This is a genomic window from Cerasibacillus quisquiliarum, assembly GCF_014202495.1.
In the GTDB taxonomy this organism is placed as follows: Bacteria; Bacillota; Bacilli; order Bacillales; family Amphibacillaceae; genus Cerasibacillus; species Cerasibacillus quisquiliarum.
Genome location: NZ_JACHHA010000003.1, coordinates 167651 through 184620, shown reverse-complemented (window position 1 = coordinate 184620; position 16970 = coordinate 167651). Strand labels below are relative to the sequence as shown.

At 35.1% G+C, this 16970-nt stretch carries 15 protein-coding genes and 1 pseudogene; 1 reads left to right on the top strand and 15 read right to left on the bottom strand.

Annotated features, from left to right (window positions below):
• Nucleotides 1–104: 104 nt before the first annotated feature.
• Nucleotides 105–458 (top strand): annotated as a pseudogene (locus tag HNQ35_RS14575) (hypothetical protein); the annotation flags it as partial.
• On the opposite strand, the gene HNQ35_RS05465 reads toward HNQ35_RS14575, so the two are convergent.
• The 15 genes from HNQ35_RS05465 to HNQ35_RS05395 all read right to left on the bottom strand — a co-directional run bounded on the left by HNQ35_RS05465 (nucleotide 356) and on the right by HNQ35_RS05395 (nucleotide 16969).
• Nucleotides 356–589, bottom strand: coding sequence for a YlmC/YmxH family sporulation protein (locus HNQ35_RS05465; RefSeq protein WP_146935774.1), 234 nt, complete (start codon nucleotides 587–589; stop codon nucleotides 356–358). The pseudogene HNQ35_RS14575 and the gene HNQ35_RS05465 overlap by 103 nt on opposite strands.
• A 52-nt stretch (nucleotides 590–641) precedes the next feature.
• On the bottom strand, nucleotides 642–1865 hold the full coding sequence (locus tag HNQ35_RS05460) for a M16 family metallopeptidase (RefSeq protein ID WP_146935772.1): 1224 nt from the start codon (nucleotides 1863–1865) through the stop codon (nucleotides 642–644).
• Nucleotides 1866–1892: 27 nt separating this feature from the next.
• Complete coding sequence (locus HNQ35_RS05455) at nucleotides 1893–2831, bottom strand: polysaccharide deacetylase family protein (RefSeq protein ID WP_146935770.1); 939 nt, start codon at nucleotides 2829–2831, stop codon at nucleotides 1893–1895.
• Nucleotides 2832–2933: 102 nt separating this feature from the next.
• The gene (gene pnp, locus HNQ35_RS05450) at nucleotides 2934–5054 is read right to left on the bottom strand and encodes a polyribonucleotide nucleotidyltransferase (protein WP_146935768.1); all 2121 of its coding nucleotides are present in this window, start codon (nucleotides 5052–5054) and stop codon (nucleotides 2934–2936) included.
• Nucleotides 5055–5172: 118 nt separating this feature from the next.
• Complete coding sequence (rpsO, locus tag HNQ35_RS05445) at nucleotides 5173–5442, bottom strand: 30S ribosomal protein S15 (RefSeq protein WP_146935766.1); 270 nt, start codon at nucleotides 5440–5442, stop codon at nucleotides 5173–5175.
• A 130-nt stretch (nucleotides 5443–5572) separates the two neighbouring features.
• Nucleotides 5573–6520 (bottom strand): bifunctional riboflavin kinase/FAD synthetase, encoded by a 948-nt coding sequence (locus tag HNQ35_RS05440; RefSeq protein WP_146935764.1) that lies wholly within the window; start codon nucleotides 6518–6520, stop codon nucleotides 5573–5575.
• 24 nt (nucleotides 6521–6544) lie between these two features.
• Nucleotides 6545–7435 (bottom strand): tRNA pseudouridine(55) synthase TruB, encoded by an 891-nt coding sequence (gene truB / locus HNQ35_RS05435; protein ID WP_146935762.1) that lies wholly within the window; start codon nucleotides 7433–7435, stop codon nucleotides 6545–6547.
• 93 nt (nucleotides 7436–7528) lie between these two features.
• Nucleotides 7529–7870: a 30S ribosome-binding factor RbfA gene (rbfA, locus tag HNQ35_RS05430; RefSeq protein WP_146935760.1), complete on the bottom strand. Its 342-nt coding sequence runs from the start codon at nucleotides 7868–7870 to the stop codon at nucleotides 7529–7531.
• Between the two features lie 26 nt (nucleotides 7871–7896).
• Entirely contained in the window at nucleotides 7897–8175 is a 279-nt protein-coding gene (locus HNQ35_RS05425; RefSeq protein ID WP_146935758.1) for a DUF503 domain-containing protein, read from the bottom strand.
• Nucleotides 8172–10241: a translation initiation factor IF-2 gene (infB, locus tag HNQ35_RS05420; RefSeq protein WP_146935756.1), complete on the bottom strand. Its 2070-nt coding sequence runs from the start codon at nucleotides 10239–10241 to the stop codon at nucleotides 8172–8174. The genes HNQ35_RS05425 and infB overlap by 4 nt, the downstream gene beginning before the upstream one ends.
• Nucleotides 10242–10263: 22 nt before the next feature.
• Nucleotides 10264–10569 (bottom strand): YlxQ family RNA-binding protein, encoded by a 306-nt coding sequence (locus HNQ35_RS05415; protein ID WP_146935754.1) that lies wholly within the window; start codon nucleotides 10567–10569, stop codon nucleotides 10264–10266.
• A complete protein-coding gene (gene rnpM, locus HNQ35_RS05410; protein WP_146935752.1) occupies nucleotides 10562–10834 on the bottom strand; it encodes an RNase P modulator RnpM in 273 nt (90 codons plus the stop codon). Before rnpM ends, HNQ35_RS05415 begins: the two co-directional genes overlap by 8 nt.
• 12 nt (nucleotides 10835–10846) lie before the next feature.
• The gene (nusA, locus tag HNQ35_RS05405) at nucleotides 10847–11941 is read right to left on the bottom strand and encodes a transcription termination factor NusA (protein ID WP_146935749.1); all 1095 of its coding nucleotides are present in this window, start codon (nucleotides 11939–11941) and stop codon (nucleotides 10847–10849) included.
• A 14-nt stretch (nucleotides 11942–11955) separates the two neighbouring features.
• Nucleotides 11956–12429, bottom strand: a complete 474-nt coding sequence (gene rimP / locus HNQ35_RS05400; RefSeq protein WP_260173502.1) for a ribosome maturation factor RimP — start codon at nucleotides 12427–12429, stop codon at nucleotides 11956–11958.
• A 250-nt stretch (nucleotides 12430–12679) separates the two neighbouring features.
• Nucleotides 12680–16969 (bottom strand): PolC-type DNA polymerase III, encoded by a 4290-nt coding sequence (locus tag HNQ35_RS05395; protein ID WP_146935747.1) that lies wholly within the window; start codon nucleotides 16967–16969, stop codon nucleotides 12680–12682.
• Nucleotide 16970 lies beyond the last annotated feature (1 nt).

Sequence of the window (16970 nt, the reverse complement as noted above, 5' to 3'; positions counted from 1 at the left end):
GATTTGAAGATTTGTTTGTAACCATGCGGGATAGAGAACTTTACTCGTTTCCAATTTGGATTTTTTGTGTTTTATCATCTAAAAGATGATAACAAATATAAAACCGTGAAATAGATGTTGAACCAGTTTTGGATTCCTGAAGGCTAATTTGTCATTCTCTCGATTTTCGATCAGAGAAAACCGAAAGAGAAAATGAATGAGCATTTGCAGTAATGGCGGCAAACTTAAGAAAGTATACCGCAAAAATATAAAATAGTGATCATAACAATCCGAAACAAAAAAATGCGGAAACAACATTAAAATGTTTCCGCAATTTTTCTCATTTAAGACTGGTTTTGTCCCAGCCCTTCGCTTCTTATTCAAATTCAACGATAATCATATCTTCGCCAATTTTCTTTATATCATCCCACCGTATTTTCATTTCTTCTCCTTGCTTTTTAAGACCGAACCATTTGTAATCAGGTATAATAAAAGCATGAATCTTTCCTGTTTTTGTATCAATCTCTAAGTCTGTTTGCCCAAGAATCCCGAGCCTTGTTCCATTATGAATGTTCACAATTTCCTTACCACTTATCTCCCTATATCTCATAAACGCCTCCCTTTATATTTAATATCATTATATATATTCATGATGTTATAATTTATTTCTCCATTTTTGGGGCAATTAAGGCAGAAGCGTAATCTTCGTTAAAGACCTGTTCAATAACTGATTGGATACTTTCTAATGTGACTTGATCAATCATTTGAATCATTTCATCCATTGTTCGATGCTTACCAAGTATAAGTTCATTTCTTCCATTTCGACTCATCCTACTATTCGTACTTTCTAGACCTAAAACAATATTCCCTTTAAGTTGTTCTTTACTATTTCGAAGTTCTTTTTCCGTTATACCATTTTCGATAAGTTCATCAATCGTTTGGAAAATTGTTTCCTTTAGTAGTGGTAACTGCTCATTTCCAGTACCTGCATAAATCGTTAATAGCCCATTATCTAAAAATGATGTATGATATGAATAAACCGAATAAGCTAACCCACGTTTTTCTCTTACTTCCTGAAACAAACGTGAACTCATACTACCACCTAACACATTATTTAGAACAATCATACTATATAGAGAATCATCGTGAACTGATAATCCATTAAAACCTAACGTAAGATGGGCTTGCTCAGTATCTTTATCTTTTCTAATATGATTTGCAAGAAAAGATGGTGTATCCATCTGGTTATTTATTCCTTTTTTCTCAAAATGTCCAAACAGATCATCCACTAACTGAATAAATTGTTCATCAAAATGACCTGCAACTGAAATGACTACATTTTCTGGATGATAACGTTTTTCCATATGATTTACAATCGTTTCTTTAGTAAATGATTGTAAATGACTTTCTGTACCTAATATTGGAAAGCCCAATGGATGTTCTCCATAAACTGCTTTTGCTAACAAATCATGAACGATATCATCTGGCGTATCTTCATACATTTTTATTTCTTCCATAACCACTTTTCTTTCTCGATTCATTTCTTCTTCTTCATAAAGAGAGTTAAAAAACATGTCAGCTAATATTTTTAGTGCATCCTCTTTATGATTATCTAAAATCCTAGCATAGTAGCACGTATATTCTTTAGATGTGAAGGCATTAATTTGGCCACCAATTGAATCAAACGCTTCAGCAATTTCTTGAGCTGTTCTTGATTTTGTCCCCTTAAAAAACATATGCTCAATAAAGTGTGAAATCCCATTATTTTCTCTCGTTTCATGGCGTGATCCTGATAAGACCCATATGCCAATTGTAACTGAACGTACAGTTGGAATGTATTCTGATACGATTCGCAATCCATTTTTACAAATATGTTTTTCGACCACTCATATATCCCCCTAATTTGTCCTACTTTATCTTTTTTCTGATAGTAATTCGTCGATTGAACCTATTTTATATCCTTCTCTTTTTATCGCATCAATTAATTGTTCGAGCCCTTTTTCTATCACAGGTGTTGGATGCATTAACACAGTTGCTCCTGGATGGATATGATTCATCACGCGATTCAGCATAACAGAAACAGATGGTTTCTTCCAGTCAATTGTATCCACCGTCCATAAAATAGTTTCCATATTTAATTGATGTGCCGCCCTGACAACGAGATTAGAATAACTTCCACTCGGTGGAGCAAACCATTTAGTTTTTTTCTCAGTAATGGTGCGTAATATTTCATTCGTCTGTATGATTTGATATTCAATTTCTTGTTTTGACATTCGAGCCATATCTGGATGGTCATAAGCATGATTACCAATCGTATGTCCTTGTTCATCGATCATTTGAACATATTCAACATGTTCTTTTGCCCATTTTCCCTCAATGAAAAATGTCGCTTTAACATGGTTCTTTTTTAAAATATCTAAAATTTTCGGTATATGCTCTGCTCCCCATGACACATTAATTAATAAGGAAACCATATTTTTCTTCGGATGACCACGATATATCGGTGAGGCACCTATATCTTCAAGTGATTTTTTTGGTGGGACTTCTTCAAAGACGAGATATGATTCATTAAATTCACCTGTCTTTAGCATTTTCTTATATGATTCATTTAAGTTCACTTTTAACCCGTTACGCCCTGGAGTTTTTTTCCATACATCATCAATATAAGCATTTTCTGGTTCTTCTTCATATTGTTTTGCCTTAGCTTTAATTTCTTTATAGAGTAAATCATTCGGTTTACTTACGGTCATATATGATACATCTTTAACTAAAGGATGATTAGGCACATTCCATGTCAATATGACTAATATTATAAACACTAATAATTGAGCAAATTGTTGCCATCGTATCATAACTTGTCCCTCCCCTTGCTTTATTGATATGAAAGAGAGGGAGGAGATATGATTTTCATTGAAATAAAAAGAAACTGGTTTTCCAGCTTCTTCAATGTTTATTTATTGATTTTGTTTTGCTCTTTTTTCTTGATCTTTTAACACTGCTTTTCTTGATAAATTAATGCGTCCATGTGAATCAATTTCGATTACTTTTACCATAATTTCATCACCAATATTAACGACATCTTCAACCTTATTCGTCCGCTTAACATCTAATTCAGAGATATGAACGAGACCATCTTTACCTTTGAATAATTCAACAAATGCACCAAACTTTTCAATCCGTTTAACTTTTCCTAAATACATTTCACCAACTTCAACTTCACGAACGATGTCTTCTATAATTTTCTTAGCTCTTTCATTCATTGCTGAATCATCTGACGAAATGAAAATGTCACCGTTTTGTTCAATATCAATTTTTACTCCTGTTTCATCAATAATTTGATTGATTTGTTTTCCACTTGGTCCAATAACGTCTCGGATTTTCTCAGGATTAATTTCCATCGTCAAGATTTTTGGAGCGTACGGTGATAATTGTTCACGTGGTCTTTCAATTGTTTCTAACATAGATTTTAAAATGTGCATCCGACCGACTTTCGCTTGGGCAAGAGCTTCACTTAATATTTCCTTTGATAAACCAGATATTTTTATATCCATTTGCAGAGCAGTAATTCCTTTTTCAGTTCCTGCGACTTTAAAATCCATATCGCCTAAAGCATCTTCCATTCCTTGGATATCTGTTAAAATTGTATAATCAGTGCCATCTTTTACTAGGCCCATTGCAATACCAGCAACAGGAGCTTTAATTGGAATGCCTGCATCCATCATCGCTAAAGTACTTGCACAAATACTTGCTTGTGAACTTGAACCATTTGATTCTAAAACTTCAGATACAAGTCTAATCGTATAAGGAAATTCAGTTTCAGATGGAATAACATATTCCAATGCGCGCTCTCCTAATGCACCATGACCAATTTCTCTCCGACCTGGTCCACGAATTGGTCCTGTCTCACCTACACTAAAATGTGGGAAATTATAATGATGCATAAACCGTTTAGACTCTTCTAAATCTAATCCATCTAATATTTGCACATCGCCTAAAGCACCTAATGTACACACGCTTAAAGCTTGGGTTTGTCCACGTGTAAATAAACCAGAGCCATGTGTACGTGGTAATAGACCGACACGCGATGAAAGAGGACGTATTTCATCTGGTTTTCTTCCGTCTGGTCGCTTTTTTTCTTGTGTAATTAAACGACGCACTTCATCTTTAACAATTTGTTCGAGAACAACATTGACATGATTAAGTATCTCAGAGTCTTCTTCGGCCTCTTCCACATATAATTGTAGGATTTCTTCTTTAACCTGTTCAATCGCTTCTTCACGAGCATGTTTTTCGTGTATTTGAATGGCTTCATTAAGTTTACTCTCTGCCTTCTCTCTAACTTCTTTAGCTAATGATTCATCAACTTCGAATAGGTCGACTTCCATCTTCTCTTTTCCAACTTCTTTGATAATTTTTTCTTGGAAAGTGATGATTCGCTTAATCTCATCATGACCGAACATGATTGCCTCTAACATAATATCCTCTGGCAATTCATTAGCTCCAGCTTCGACCATATTTATCGCATCTTTAGTTCCAGCAACGGTTAAGTCAAGATCACTTTGTTCTGCTTCTTCGACGGTTGGATTAATAACGAATTGCCCATCAATACGTCCGACTTGAACACCTGCAATCGGTTGTTCAAAAGGAATATCGGAAATGGATAAAGCAATTGATGAACCAATCATCGCAGCGATTTCTGTAGAACAATCTTGATCAACACTCATGACCGTACTAATGACTTGTACCTCATTACGAAATCCTTCTGGAAATAAAGGACGTAAAGGTCTATCGATCAAACGTGATGCAAGAATGGCTTTTTCACTTGGACGCCCTTCACGCTTAATAAATCCGCCTGGGATTTTTCCGACAGCATATAAACGTTCTTCATAATTAACAGTTAAAGGAAAAAACGGTAAGTCTTTCGCTGTTTTCGATGCTGTTACTGTTGCTAAAACCGAAGAATCTCCATATTGAATCATGCAAGCACCATTTGCTTGCTTTGCTAATTCTCCAATTTCAACTATAAATTTTTTTCCAGCTATCTCCGTGGAATATACTTTCTTTGTTTCTGACATATATACAAGAACTCCTTTCAAAATGTTCCTATCTCTATACTATAGATATTTATCGTAATTGTAAATGAAGTAAAAGTTTAAGATACAAAAAAAGCAGGATTTCTCCTGCTTTTTTATATTATCTACGTAAACCAAGTTTTTTAATCAAATCGCGGTAACGTGTAACATCTTTTTTACGTAAATATACGAGAAGATTCCGGCGTTTACCTACCATCTTCATTAATCCACGACGTGAATGATGATCACCTTTATGCGTACGTAAATGTTCATTCAAATTATTAATTTCTTCTGTAAGAACTGCAATTTGTACTTCTGGTGAACCTGTATCATTCTCATGAATTTTATACTCATTGATAATTTCGTTCTTACGTTCTTTTGTTAATGCCATTTGGCACACCTCCTAAAATTATTAGAGCACCAGTCCCCTAGCAAACGTCGGAGTTACGATTTGCCAAGCGACGGTTCCATAATCTATAGTTTACCTGCTTTTTATCTAAAATGCAAGTCTTTAAAAATGACTATGACTTATAAGATTGAAAATATGCCCGAATCGTTTTTTCATCATCTTCTAATTGATTAATTAATGCTTCTACAGAAGGAAATTTTTCTTCATCTCTAATGTAAGCATACCATTCAAGAAGTAGTTCTTCACCATAAATATCTTGATTATAATCAAAGATATGAACTTCTAAAGATAGGCGAAATTCATCTTCCGGAAATGTAGGATTTGTTCCTAAACTTGCCATACCTTCATATATACGATTCTTAAAGAGAACTCTAACAGCATAGATGCCTGGTTTAGGTAATAAAATGTCTTCATCAACTTTTAAGTTCGCTGTTGGGAATCCTAGTTTTCGTCCGCGTTTGGCACCAGATAAAACGGTACCGTATAATGATAATGGTCGACCTAATAGTTGATTGACTTGAGCGACATCTCCACGAGCTAAAAGATGCCGAATTCTCGTTGAACTAATTTTCTCTTCATCACTTTCAACTTTAGAAACTGTCGTATATGTAAATGATTTCCGTGTATACTTACTTATATTTTCCATATTTCCGCTACCTTTATGACCAAAAGTAAAGTCAAAACCGGCAACAACATGTTTAATACGAAGTCCAATAATAAAGTGATCAACAAACTGTTGTGGTGATAAGCTAGATAATTCTTTATTAAATTTAATAATATATAAGCGATCGACGTTCATTTTCTGTAAAATTTCCTGTTTTTGACGAATCGGTGTAATATACTTTACGTTTTTCTTATGCTTGTTCAAAACAACTGATGGATGTGGATGAAATGTAATGACAGCACTTTCCATATTTTTTTCTTTAGCTTTTACAATCGCTGTATGTATGACCTCTTGATGCCCTTTATGTATTCCGTCAAAAAAGCCGATTGCAGCGACTGTTTCTGGCAAACAATCTTCTGATAGTATATGTGGATATGTTAATTCTATCGTTCTCATTTTACATCACCTACGCTTTCAGCATCAATTTAAAACGCGTAATGCCCGTATCTGTTCAGGATTATTAGCATCTTTTTGGTAGATTGCAAGCAATTTGTTTTCATGAAAAATTGTAAAAGGTTTATCTGTTGTTAATTGGTTAGGTATGGGTAATTTCTGTCCATATAATACCCTTTGTTTCGTCTTTAAGTCAACTGTTATTCGTTGTAAATGTTTAAGGCCTTCACTCATTGGAACTAATAAATTACTATGCGAATGTGTTTTTATTTCTTGTTCAATGATAGAAAATGTGACACAGTCTTCTTTATAAAATCCGCCAGATTCAGTTCGAACAAGGTGAGACATATGTGCTGGATATCCTAGCTTTCGACCAATATCAACACATAATGTACGAATATACGTCCCTTTAGAAGCAACCACTTCAAAGGAAAAACGGCGACAATCATCTGAGACTTGTTTACGAGTTATCTGATATATATATACATTCCTTTTAGGTCGCTCCACCTTCTTGTTTTCTCGTGCGTATTCATAAAGTCGTTTTCCTTTAACTTTAACAGCTGAATACATTGGTGGGATTTGCGTTATTTTCCCTATGAATGACTCTAGTGTCTTATCAATTTTATCAACGGTTGGTGGTTCATTAATGTCTACTTGTTCAATAATTTTTCCATGTGAATCCTCAGTTTCAGTCGCGACACCTAATGTGACTTCGGCTATATAAGTTTTAGTTGTTTCCATTAAATAGGGAACAATTTTTGTTGCTTTTCCTATACAAATAGGTAAGACACCCTCCACCTCAGGGTCAAGTGTTCCTGTATGGCCGACTTTCTTTGTTTTAAACATTTTTCTAATTCGAACCACACAGTCATGAGATGTCATCCCTTTTGGTTTCCAAAGTGGTAAAATTCCGTCCATCTTTCCACCTCATTTAGCGTGTTATGGAAAAATCTGACTTATCTTCTCTGTGATAAGTCAGATTTTTCATGTTTTTATGACCATCTACACTTTTTATGAATCCAATTTTTTTAAAATCGTTTCAATACGATTACCATATTCCAATGCCTCATCAAATTCGAATGTGATATCTGGTGTTTTCCGTAAGCGGATACGACGACCAATTTCAGAACGTATAAACCCTTTTGCCTTTGATAAGCCGAGAAGAGTTTCCTTTTTTTCTTCTTCACTTCCTAAAATAGAAACATAAACTGTAGCTTGTTGTAAATCACCTGTTACTTCAACATCAGTTACTGTTACAAATCCAATGCGTGGGTCTTTAATTTTCCGCGTTAATATATCACCAAGTTCTTTCTTCATTTGCTCGGCAACACGATTTGCACGAATTTTACTCATCGTTCTCACCTCACCTTTATACCTTATCACACACGTTCGATTTCTGTTATCGTCCGTTCTAACTCAGGAAAGGTATCAATCATTTTTAGTACAGATTGTATCACTTTTTCTGCACGCGCCTTTTCATTAGAAATCGTAACAATACCTAATTTTGTCCGTTGCCATAAGTCATGGTAATCTAATTCAGCAACAGAAACATTAAAATCATTTTTTATTTTTGATAATACTTTTTTTATGAGAGAACGTTTTTCTTTTAATGAATTGCTCTCATACAAGAGACATTCTATTTCAGCATAGATAATCATACACGTTCAATTTCCTTCATAACAAATGCTTCTAGGATATCTCCTTCTTTAATATCGTTAAAGTTTTTAATCGTCAGCCCACATTCATAGTTTTGACTAACTTCTCTAACATCATCTTTAAAGCGTTTTAATGTGCCGATTTCACCTTCATAAAGAACGATACCGTCACGAATTAACCGAACCCCTGAATCCCGGGTGATTTTTCCATCCGTGACATAGCAGCCAGCAATCGTACCAATTTTAGAAACTTTAAATGTCTCACGTACTTCTGCTTGACCAATCACTTGTTCCTCATATTCTGGGTCAAGCATTCCTTTCATAGCTGCTTCAATTTCTTCAATGGCTTTATAGATGACACGGTGGAGGCGTACATCAACTTTCTCAGTTTCTGCTGCTTTCTTTGCATTTACATCTGGACGGACATTAAAGCCAATAACAATTGCATTTGAAGCAGATGCTAAAGATATATCAGATTCATTAATTGCTCCAACACCTGAATGGATAATATCTATACGTACACCTTCTACATCGATTTTACGTAATGAAGCAGCTAATGCTTCAGCAGAACCTTGTGTATCAGCTTTTATTATAATTTTAACAGCTTTCATTTCACCTTGTTTAATATGCTCAAATAAATCGTCAAGGCTTACTTTTGTATGTTCACTACGTGTTTCTAAGATAGCTTGTTGATGCCTTGCTTCACCGATTTGACGCGCTTTCTTTTCATCGGCAAATACTAGGAACTGATCTCCAGCTTGAGGAACTTCATTTAAGCCTGTAATTTCTACAGGTGTTGATGGACCTGCTTCTTTAACACGTTTACCAACATCATTAAGCATAGCTCGAACACGACCAAATGTATTTCCTACAACAATCGAATCACCTACATGTAGCGTTCCATTTTGAACTAATAATGTGGCTACTGCTCCGCGACCACGGTCAAGCTCTGCTTCAATGACTGTACCAAATGCATGTGTGTTAGGGTTTGCTTTAAGTTCCTGCATTTCAGCAACGAGTAAAATCATTTCAAGAAGCTCATCAATCCCTTGATTTGTAAGTGCTGAAATCGGTACAAAAATCGTGTCACCCCCCCAATCTTCTGGGATGATTTCATACTCTGTTAACTCCTGCATCACTCGGTCAGGATTTGCTGTATCTTTATCCATTTTATTAACTGCTACGATAATTGGCACTTCTGCAGCTTTAGCATGGTTTAATGCTTCAACAGTTTGTGGCATTACTCCATCATCAGCGGCAACGACTAAAATAGCTAAGTCTGTTACTTCTGCTCCACGTGAGCGCATGCTCGTAAAAGCTTCATGTCCTGGAGTATCTAGGAATGTAATCTTCTTATCATTAACTTCAATTTGATAAGCACCGATATGTTGTGTAATACCACCAGCTTCACCTGCAGTTACTTTTGATTGGCGAATCGCATCTAGTAATGTTGTTTTACCATGGTCAACGTGCCCCATAATGGTTACAACAGCTGGTCGTTCCTTTAAGTCTTTAGGGTCATCTTCCTCAATATATTTATCAAAGTCTGTATCTTCAAGAATGATTTCTTTTTCGACTTCGACATCATATTCTGAGCAAATCAGTTCAATGGCATCGTCATCTAAATCTTGATTTTTAGTTGCCATAACCCCAAGAAAGAGTAGGTTCTTAATAATTTCTGATGAATCCTTATTGAGTTTATCGGCTAATTCACTAACCGTTAAAGTACCACTATATACAATCTTTTCCGGGGTTGACTTTTCTTTTGATTTCGGTTGTTCCTTTTGTGCTTTCTTCTGTTGTTTCTTTTTATTCTTGTTCTTCGCTTTTTTATTATCATGCTTTTTCTTTTGTGACTTGTTTTCTTTATGTTTCGGCTTTTCCTGTGACTTACTTTTATCAATTTCTTTACTTACATTTAATTTATTATCTAATTTTTGTACAATATCTTCGGTAATTGTAGACATATGGTTAGATACATCAACATTTAGTTCTTTTAAGTGTTGAATCACTTCTTTACTTGATAATTTTACTTGTTTAGCATACTCATATATACGCATTTTACGCATATATTCACCCCCAAAATAATTTCTAATTTAATAATGTCTTAAACTTCTTGGCAAAACCATCATCAAGAATTGCAATAGCTACACGATCTGTTTTTCCAACTGCTTTTGACAATGTATCGCGATCATCGTCAACGACATAGAGTGGAACATTATAAAAGTGACATTTATCTGTCAGTTTCTTTTTCGTTTGTTTACCTGTATCGTTTGCTAATAAAACGAGCTTAGCACGTCCTTCTTGTATATCCCTAATGATTGTTTCCTCACCTAAGGAACATTTACGTGCCCGATAGGCCAATCCAATGAGGTTTAAATAAGGTTTTTTATGCATTTGTATCAACGAATTTTCGCAATTCATCATAAATATGCTGATCAATATCTGTATTCAGATGGCGTTTTAATACACCTGTTTTTTCTGCCTGTTCAATTACATCTAAATCTCTTGTAACATAGGCACCACGACCACTCTTTTTTCCAGTTGGATCAACAGATACATTTCCTTCTTTATCACGAACAATGCGTATCATGTCTTTTTTAGGTTTCATTTCAGATGTAACAACACATTTACGTAGTGGTATTCTTCTTTTCTTACCCATCTGAATTCCTCCTTATTCAAACAAATCTTCTTCTGTGTCAGAATAAGAATCAGTTTCTTTTAAAATACCTTCTTCTAAGGCTTCAGATTCACTTTTTATATCAATTTTCCATCCTGTCAACTTCGCAGCTAAACGTGCATTTTGACCACGTTTTCCAATAGCTAATGAAAGTTGATAGTCCGGTACAATTACCGTAGTTGCCCGTTCCTCTTCATCAAGAATAACATCAATTACTTTCGACGGGCTTAAAGCATTCGAAACATATACGGTTGGATCTTCTGACCATTCAACAATATCTATTTTCTCACCATTAAGCTCATCTACGATAGCTTGAACACGTTGACCTTTCTGCCCGACACATGACCCAACCGGATCAACTTCAGGATCTTCTGCATAAACAGCTATTTTTGATCGATCTCCAGCTTCCCTAGCAACTGATTTAATTTCTACAATTCCATCATATATCTCTGGAACTTCCATCTCAAACAATCTAACTAACAAACCTGGATGTGAACGAGAAATAAGAATTTGTGGGCCTTTATTTGTGTTTTCCACTTTCGTTACATAAACCTTAATCCGTTCATGAGCATGATACTGTTCATTACTCATTTGTTCTGACGTCGGAAGTTTAGCTTCGATTTTACCGAGATCAACGTAAACAAAACGTGAATCATGGCGCTGAATAATACCTGTCATAACATCTTCTTCTCGGTCAATGTATTCGTTGTAAATAACACCACGTTCTGCTTCACGCACCCGTTGTGTTACAACTTGTTTAGCTGCTTGAGCAGCAATACGTCCGAAATCTTTTGGTGTAACTTTCACTTCAATAACATCGCCTAATTCATAATTCGGATCAATTGATTGTGCTTCTTCAAGAGTCACTTCTTGTTGTTCATCCTCTACTTCTTCTACAACAGTTTTGCGAGAAAATATTTGCATAGTGCCCTTTTCCTCATCTAATTCTACGCGTACATTTGTTGCTGATTTAAAATTTTTCTTATATGCAGAAATCAATGCGGCTTCTAATGCTTCTAATAAAGTTTCCTTTTCAATTCCTTTTTCTTTTGCTAACGCATCGATTGCATCAAACAGTTGACTATTCACTCGTTTATTCCCCCTTAAAATACAACTGCTAATCTCGCTTGAGCGATTTTATTAAATGGTATGTCAACTTTTTTTGTTCTCGTCATCACTTTATATTCCAGTGTGACTATATCATCTTCAAAATGTGTTAATATACCTTCATACTCTTTTTCCCCTTCTATCGGTGCATATAAAGAGACAAAAATATTTTTATTTATATGTTTCTTAAAATCAGCCTTAGTCTTTAATGGGCGTTCTGCACCTGGTGAAGAGACTTCTAAAAAATAGGCACTTTTAATTGGATCATGTTTATCTAATTGTTCACTGAGCTGTTCGGATACGAGTTCACATTCGTTCAATCCGACACCGCCTTCTTTATCGATATAAACACGGAGAAAGAAATCTTTTCCTTCCCTGACATATTCAATATCAACTAATTCTAATTTTTCTTCTTCTAAAATAGGCATAACAATGTCTTGTGTCATATTAATAATGTCTTGATGGCGCAATGGTCTTCCTCCTTCTACAATATAGTTGTTTGTATTATTATGTACGATTCCAATTCTTCTACACGAATCACATTTAAATCATTCAATATAAAACCCTTGCCTGTTGAAGAGTGGCAAGGGAAGCTGATGTAAGCACATTGTATGAAGAAAGAGTGGGATTTCCCCACTCTTTTCACGAAAACTCCTTAGCTACAAAGGAATTATAACATAGTATAAATAAACATGCAAATATCGTCACCATATGACCCACTTAAAATAACGATAATTGATTTTGGTCTGGCATCCCTTCCAAACATCCATGTTGATCGAGATATTCTAAAACAGTCTTTGAAATCTTGCTTCTTTCACGTAAATCCTCTTTTGAAAGGAATTCTCCTTCTTCTCTTGCTTTTACGATATTCAGTGCTGCATTTGTCCCTAGTCCATCAACTGCATTAAACGGAGGGATAAGTGAATGGCCATCAACGATAAAATCTGTTGCACTTGACCGATACAAATCAACTTTACTGAAAGAAAAACCACGCTCGCACATCTCAAGTGCAACTTCTAATACAGTTAGTAAGTTTTTTTCTTTTGGAGAAGCATCATTTCCTTTTTGGTCTATTTCAATCACACGTTGTCTAATGGCATCTGCTCCCTTTATCATTGTATCTAAATCAAAGTCATTCGCACGTACTGAAAAATAAGCCGCATAAAAATAAATAGGGTAATGAACTTTGAAATAAGCAATGCGTACCGCCATTAATACATAAGCAGCAGCATGTGCTTTAGGGAACATATATTTAATCTTTTTACATGATTCAATATACCAATCTGGAACACCGTGTTTTTTCATTTCTTCAATCCATTCATCTGTTAGACCTCGTCCTTTTCGAACCGATTCCATAATCTTAAAAGCTGTCGATGCTTCTAAGCCTTTCTGCATCAAATAGACCATAATATCATCACGACAACCGATAACGTCAGGCAACTCACAAATGCCTTCATTAATTAGTTCTTGAGCATTACCTAACCACACATCTGTTCCATGTGATAAACCAGAAATAATTACAAGTTCAGAAAAAGTCGTTGGCTTTGTGTCTTCTAACATTTGCCGAACAAATCTTGTTCCAAATTCTGGAACACCAAGCGTTCCTGTATGGCAATTATTTATCTGTTCAGGCGTAACTCCGAGAGGTTCAGGGCCTGAAAATATCTTCATGACTTCCGGATCATCCACCGGAATTGTTTTCGGATTAATTCCTGATAAATCTTGAAGCATACGAATAACTGTCGGATCATCATGACCAAGAATATCGAGCTTTAATAAATTATCTTCGATTGAATGGAAATCAAAATGTGTTGTTCGCCATTCACTTGTTCTATCATCGGCTGGATATTGTATCGGTGTAAAATCAAAAATTTCTTTATCATCAGGTACAACAATGATGCCACCCGGATGTTGACCGGTTGTTCGCTTCACACCTGCACAACCTTGCACGAGTCGATCAATTTCTGCTCCTTTTAAAACAAGTGAATGATCTGAAGCATATCCTTTTACATATCCATAAGCTGTTTTTTCAGCTATCGTACCAATTGTTCCAGCTCGATAGACATTATCTTCTCCAAATAATACTTTTGTATAATTATGAGCTTTTGGCTGATATTCTCCTGAAAAATTAAGATCGATATCTGGTACTTTATCTCCTTTAAAGCCTAAAAATGTCTCAAACGGAATATCTTGCCCATCTTTTTTCAATTCAGCTCCACAATTCGGGCAAGCTTTATCTGGTAAATCAAACCCACTACCGTAGGAACCGTCTGTAATGAATTCGTTATAATGACACGACAAACAAACATAATGTGGTGGTAAAGGGTTAACTTCAGTTATTTCTGTCATTGTAGCAACTAATGATGAGCCAACTGACCCCCGTGATCCTACAAGATACCCGTCATCAAGTGATTTTTTTACTAATTTATGGGAAATTAAATAGATAACGGCAAAACCATGATTAATAATGCTCCACAACTCTTTTTCTAATCGTTTTTCTACTATTTCTGGTAACGGATCACCATAAATAGATTTAGCTCTTGTATAACATAAATCACGTATTTCCTGATCTGCTCCTTCAATAGTTGGTGTATAGAGATCTTCCTTAATTGGCGAAATATGATCTATCATACTAGAAATGATATGAGTATTCTCAACGACAATTTTTTGTGCTAATGTATCTCCAAGAAAATGAAATTCAGTAAGCATCTCGTCAGTCGTACGGAATGGTGTATCTGGTAAACGATGTCGATTTAACGGATTCCCAGCTTGTGAAGCAATTAATATTTGTCTGTATTGTTTCTCATGTTCTTCAATATAATGGACATTTCCTGTTGCAACGACCGGTTTATTTATTTTTTCACCTAATTCGACGAGTTTACGAATAATATCTAATATTTGTGCCTCATTTTGAACCAATTCCTTTTCTATGAGATGTACGTAATTGCTAGGTGGTTGAACTTCAATATAATCATAAAACTCAGCTACACGTTCAGCATCGTCAAGCGACTGTTGCATCATCGTTTCAAATACTTCACCTTGATCACAAGCTGAACCAATTAATAGACCTTCACGGTGTTTTTCAAGTAAAGAACGTGGTATCCTTGGCACTCGATAAAAGTAATCAATATGTGAGTATGATACAAGTTTATAAAGATTCTTTAATCCTGTTTCATTTTTAGCGAGAATGGTACAGTGAAATGGTCGAGAGCGTTTATAAGCATCCCCCTTACCCATATGGTTATTCAGTTGATTATGGTTTACAATCTCCAATTCTAATAATTTTTCAACGAATTTCCACAATAAATAGCCAGTTGCTTCAGCGTCATATATCGCACGATGATGTTGGGTAAGTTCAATATTTAAATGTTTACACAACGTGTTTAAGCGATGGTTTCTTAATTCTGGAAATAGAAAACGTGCTAATTCTAACGTATCAATAACTGGCTGGGTAATTTTATCATAGTTGATCCGTTTATATCCTTGATTTATAAAACCAATATCAAAACTCGCATTATGAGCAACAAGGATGCTATCGCCAACCCAAGCATGGAAATCTTTTAAAACTTCATCTATTTCTGGTGCATCCTTCACCATATCGTCTGTTATGCCAGTCAAATCAATAGTTGTTTGTGATAACGGATGATGTGGATTAGCAAACGATTCAAAGCGATCAATGATTTCTCCACGATGTATTTTTACACCAGCAAGCTCGATAATTGTATCGTAAACAGCTGATAACCCTGTTGTTTCAACATCAAATACAACATATGTTGCATTTTGAAGGTCTATATCTTTCTCATTATAAGCAATCGGGATGCCGTCATCGACAAGGTTCGCTTCAACACCGTAAATGACTTTAATATGATGTTCTTCACTTGCATGATGTGCTTCTGGAAACCCTTGTACTGCAGCGTGATCTGTTATTGCAATTGCTGGGTGTCCCCATTTTGCCGCTTGTTCAATCAGGCGACTAGGAGACACAACTGCATCTAATTGACTCATTGTCGTATGTGCATGTAATTCGACTCTTTTTTTATCTTTCGGTGCTGTATCGACTCGAGCGGCTACCTTAATCTCATTCATATCATTAGCCATCATCGTTAATTCATTCGTATACATATCTGTTTGAATACTTCCACGTGCTTTAATCCAAATACCTTTTTTTAATTGTTTGAAATTCTCAGCATCTTCATCTCCTCTAGAAAACATTTTGATCGTTAATGAATCTGTATAATCGGTTGCTTTAACAATGAGTAAACTACGTCCTGAACGTAATTTTCGAATATCGACTGCAAAAACGTATCCTTGTACAGTAACTCGCCGTTCCTCTTCGGTAATATTTTCCATTTGTATCGGTTCATCGTTAATCTGATAACCAATCGTAAACATACGATTTTTCTCTAAATTTTGTTTATCTTTTTCACGTTTTTCTTTTTGACGAATCGTTTTAAGCACGATTTCTTGATCCTGTAATGCTTGTTCTTCTTTAAATTTACGAATATTCAAATCTTGATTAGCAACTTGTACATCTAAAGAAAAAATTGGTGCACCAATTTTTTTACAAAACGTCTGAAATTCATTTTCAAGTCTTTTTTTAATTGCTACCGCTTCAGCTTTATTTCGAGCTTGAATTGTAATTTTTTGATTTTCTATTCTTGGTCTTTGATGTAGAATAAGTTCTCTGTAAGCAGGAGATAAGGCTGTCTGTTGTGTGAAATGTTTCCAATATTCCTTTATTTGTTCGACGTCGAACTGATTTGATTTAGTGTAAAAGGTAAATGTAACTTGTGTAAAGCTTTGAAATGACTTTTTAATAGCAGATGAAAAAGTTTCATATATATGAAATGGTAATAGACGCTCTATTTCAATGTGAAAATGCCAAAGCTTTTTTTGTTTAAATACATCGAGTCGTTTTAGTTTAGAATGTTTAAAGTATGTTTGTTCTAAATGAGACAAGTCGATTTGCTCTAATAGAATTTTCATTTTATCATTATTCGATATACTCATG

Coding starts and splice junctions, on each gene's coding strand:
- HNQ35_RS05395 (WP_146935747.1), bottom strand. CDS start 16,969: ATGAGTATATCGAATAATGATAAAATGAAAATTCTATTAGAGCAAATC.
- HNQ35_RS05455 (WP_146935770.1), bottom strand. CDS start 2,831: ATGATACGATGGCAACAATTTGCTCAATTATTAGTGTTTATAATATTA.
- HNQ35_RS05425 (WP_146935758.1), bottom strand. CDS start 8,175: ATGATTATCTATGCTGAAATAGAATGTCTCTTGTATGAGAGCAATTCA.
- pnp (WP_146935768.1), bottom strand. CDS start 5,054: ATGTCAGAAACAAAGAAAGTATATTCCACGGAGATAGCTGGAAAAAAA.
- rbfA (WP_146935760.1), bottom strand. CDS start 7,870: ATGAGTAAAATTCGTGCAAATCGTGTTGCCGAGCAAATGAAGAAAGAA.
- infB (WP_146935756.1), bottom strand. CDS start 10,241: ATGCGTAAAATGCGTATATATGAGTATGCTAAACAAGTAAAATTATCA.
- HNQ35_RS05440 (WP_146935764.1), bottom strand. CDS start 6,520: ATGAGAACGATAGAATTAACATATCCACATATACTATCAGAAGATTGT.
- rpsO (WP_146935766.1), bottom strand. CDS start 5,442: ATGGCATTAACAAAAGAACGTAAGAACGAAATTATCAATGAGTATAAA.
- HNQ35_RS05415 (WP_146935754.1), bottom strand. CDS start 10,569: ATGCATAAAAAACCTTATTTAAACCTCATTGGATTGGCCTATCGGGCA.
- truB (WP_146935762.1), bottom strand. CDS start 7,435: ATGGACGGAATTTTACCACTTTGGAAACCAAAAGGGATGACATCTCAT.
- rnpM (WP_146935752.1), bottom strand. CDS start 10,834: ATGGGTAAGAAAAGAAGAATACCACTACGTAAATGTGTTGTTACATCT.
- HNQ35_RS05465 (WP_146935774.1), bottom strand. CDS start 589: ATGAGATATAGGGAGATAAGTGGTAAGGAAATTGTGAACATTCATAAT.